The organism is Nitrosomonas sp., from assembly GCF_043753625.1.
GTDB lineage: Bacteria > Pseudomonadota > Gammaproteobacteria > Burkholderiales > Nitrosomonadaceae > Nitrosomonas.
The window spans coordinates 1-3547 of record NZ_JAYUWI010000114.1 but is presented as its reverse complement, the minus strand read 5'-3'; the positions used below and the strand labels follow the sequence as shown (position 1 = coordinate 3547).

At 42.3% G+C, this 3547-nt stretch carries 3 protein-coding genes; all 3 read right to left on the bottom strand.

Annotation, left to right across the window (positions count from 1 at the left end; all coding sequences use genetic code 11):
• Positions 1 to 136 precede the first annotated feature (136 nt).
• Entirely contained in the window at positions 137 to 589 is a 453-nt protein-coding gene (locus ACH10T_RS09630) for a hypothetical protein (protein WP_394809072.1), read from the bottom strand.
• Between the two features lie 61 nt (positions 590 to 650).
• A complete protein-coding gene (locus ACH10T_RS09625) occupies positions 651 to 2672 on the bottom strand; it encodes a CopD family protein (protein ID WP_394809071.1) in 2022 nt (673 codons plus the stop codon).
• A gap of 3 nt (positions 2673 to 2675) precedes the next feature.
• Entirely contained in the window at positions 2676 to 3080 is a 405-nt protein-coding gene (locus ACH10T_RS09620) for a copper resistance protein CopC (protein WP_394809070.1), read from the bottom strand.
• Between the last annotated feature and the right edge of the window lie 467 nt (positions 3081 to 3547).

Below are 3547 nucleotides of genomic sequence, written 5' to 3'. Positions count from 1 at the left end.
CCGGAAGTACGAGAACGAGCGGTAAGATTGGTATTCGAGCAGCAAAAGGAGCATGAATCGCAATGGTCGGCGATCAAATCGATCGCATCAAAGATTGGGTGTACACCGGAAACATTGCGGTTGGGTAAGACTCTAATTAATGATCATGATCGTGGTCATGTCTACGACCACCATCTCCTTTAGGCGTGAGTGGGGTAAAGCGCGCGTTTTGTATTTCATATTCCGGAATTGCTATAAAAACAGCAATTGAAGTGTCTGGTGTAATTTTAAACTTACCGCTTGCTCTCATTATATTTCCACTCTCTGGCACAAGTGTTACGGCTTTTCGCTCACCATCCTTACCTACTTGAATATTTGCTTTACCGTGCCCACCCTGCACTGGAATTGGTATATTCCCATGATCTGTTACATATAATGCCAATTCGCCATCCTTGGCAACTAACTCTAAATGAAAGGGACCTGCTGCACGAAGTTGACCGCCATGAGGTGTCACAACTGTAGCCAAATACTCATCAGTATGAGCCCATGCAAGCTGTGACAACGTCACCATCGCGCTTAACAAAACCGAAATAATTATTCGTCTTATCATAAATTTTCCTACAGATTATTAATAAGATAAGGATGGCTAAAGCGATAAGAATTTTGCCGCATTAGTGAACATGATCACTGGGTGGCGGAAGAATTTCCTTTTCATTATTCAGCTGAACAAGCTGTTTTGTTAGAACACTGATATCTGCCCAACCGCTTTCGTCTATAGCGGGTATCCACCTGGCACGCAAATAGCCAAAGCGGTCTATCAAAAACTCAAAGTGCTCTGGAATTACGCCTTCATTTAATATATCCGGATTAGTAAGCGTTCTTCGAAATAAAGCATAGCTATTTTTTATCTCTAATGAGCCTTCTGTTACAACCGGAAAAGGAATATCCGCTGCAATATCCATGATTTCTTGTTTATCAAGATTACTCATCGGGATCGCTAGAATGATTGTATTAAGCTCCTGGAGCCTAGCATACGATGCTGTCAATTCTTGTAGCCGCTCGTGTGATTGCGGCCGGGTGAATAATACGATCATTACATTTTTCTTCTGACGAAAATCCTTCAGAACGCCACTGGAGCCGTCATTTGCAAAATATGAAAAAATAGGTGGTCCAATTGATGGTCTTCCAGGGATAATCTCTGGACTCTGCAAGCGCGCTTTATAGCCACGCGACATGGCATGAATGTAATTGACGACATCCCAGCGATCATCTTCTGACAATTTACTAGAAAAACCAGGCATACCCGTCGCAGCTATTCCGTGCGTTAACCAATGGAAGAAATCTCCAGCGGTATGTTTTGCCGTATGTGCTTCTGTCAATAAATCAGTAGGCGGTGGATTAAAGGTTTTTGCGATAATTCCATTGCCTTTACCTTGTGGACCATGGCAAGTTGTACAATTCTGTGAGAATAATTTCGACCCATTAGAAATAGAGATCGCATCAAAGGGAACGGGCGTACTTTGGTAAGTTTCAGGATAAGCAACCACTGCTAATTTTGGTAAGGCTATTGCAAAGGATGCCATTATTAATACCAGCGGAACCCCAATCCGCTTTTTAATTTCCCATTTACTTTTAATACCTAACCCTATTGAACCCGCTGCCATTATGAAAAGTGCTACCCCTATCCAGAAAAAAATCTGAACATTGGGTTCTTCCCAGGTAGCATCGATTGAGAATCTAAAAGGATAGGGCCAATTCTCAACCATGGCATGCTTTGCTGGCTTGGTATTCGATAGGATAGTCGCCAATAATACCAAGATTATGGCAAGAACAAATTCAACGCTTACCCAGCGCTTCATTTGTTGTCCGCTGCTTTGAGCTTCCTCGCCATTATTAACCTGAGTCAACAAAGGCAACCATCTAGACCGTGCTTGATAGGCGATGATTAGAATGATCGCTAATAATGTGAGTTTTATGTTTAGTAACCAACCATAAGAACTAGCAACCAATGCATGGTAGTCTTCCTCAATCATGCGGTCAGCAACGATAAGACCTGTGGCCATGATCATGACCATAACTGGCAAAGCCAGCGATGAAAACTTTTTCAAGCTATTAATACTCAGCAAATCCAATGATTGTCCCGAATATTTCTTACTAAATATTATTAATAAGAAAGCAGGCAAAGCGCCAAACCAGATACCCGCGAAAAGAATATGCAAGGCATACGGCAGTATTGAAACTACTGACATCTCATCGGCTGCAGAATGGCTTACCAGCGAACCGCTCATCAAAGGTAAAGACGCAACAACCGCGCATAGGATGTAATGCCACCTCACCCTGTCAGCATGCTGAAGATATAGCGTGACTCCTAACAAAACCAGGGCAAATATTGCGCGAGCCCCCCATATTTTGCCTACGCGGGTCTGCTGCACGACTTCCAGCCAAGCTTCAGGCCGCCACGTATTAGCAGCAATACCCGTTGCTTCGCCCGTTGTTGTCGCCAAAATAACGAGCAATCCCAGTAAAATGACACCACCCAACCATGGAAAAAATTTTTCCATCCGGACTACCCAAGCGCTTTCAAATACAGCTTTTTGTTGCCCAGCAATAGCAAGAAAAATACAGCTACCGAACAATATCAGATTAGCAATAAGCTGTGACCCACGAGCAAATGTAGCAACGATCTCAATCATTTTTTACTTTTTTTCGCTTGCAACTGTAAAATTATATTCTGAATCAACTACATGACCATCGATAGAAAGCACCCGGAATTTCACGGTATAGCGTCCCGGTTGCATCTCCGGTAATTCCAGCACAACAGACTTCGGGTCTTTTGAATCCACTTCTACTTTGTTATCTGTAATAGATTTTTTATCCTCATTTAGTACCGAAAGCGCCGCATATGCGGGTTCAATTTCTTCATTGAACCAGAGGTGAATCCGTGCGGGCGGCGCGGAAAGCACGGCACGACGAGCGGGCTCAGCTTTAACTAAAGAGGCATGCGCCAATACTTGGCTTGAATGCATAAGCGTCATTGCCGCTACTATTACAGATAACGCTAAAAATCGCTTAATAATGAGGACAGTCCATGTTATTTTCATTCGTAAAACTCCTTTCAGATTTGTTATATTATCTTGTGCATACGCAGCTCTAATTTAGTTACGAATAACTTTAAAACCAAGCAGCTTCTGGTTTATTCTGATTTTTATTACGGTGTGTTTAGAAGAATGCACCAGCGGCGGTCAAATACAAACACCCTAAAATAGGGAATAAATTCGACTTTTATCCCATTCACACCTGCAAAGATAAATCATGATACATAATGATCTTTCTCAACTAATCTGTAAATAGTGGATAAACTCCCAAGTTCCACGATATTCGCAAATTTAGTGTGTTTCAGTCGTATATTTCCGCTATTTACAACGAGTACTTGCTCATCACTTAACCTGAAGCTGTTGACCTGGATTTCTGGTTCTGTCGCATTAAGCGCAAAAATGCATATTTTGGATGAGCTGGCATGCCATCCCTTTAAACTAGACGGATTTATTCTGCCAGCGCATAAAATTGC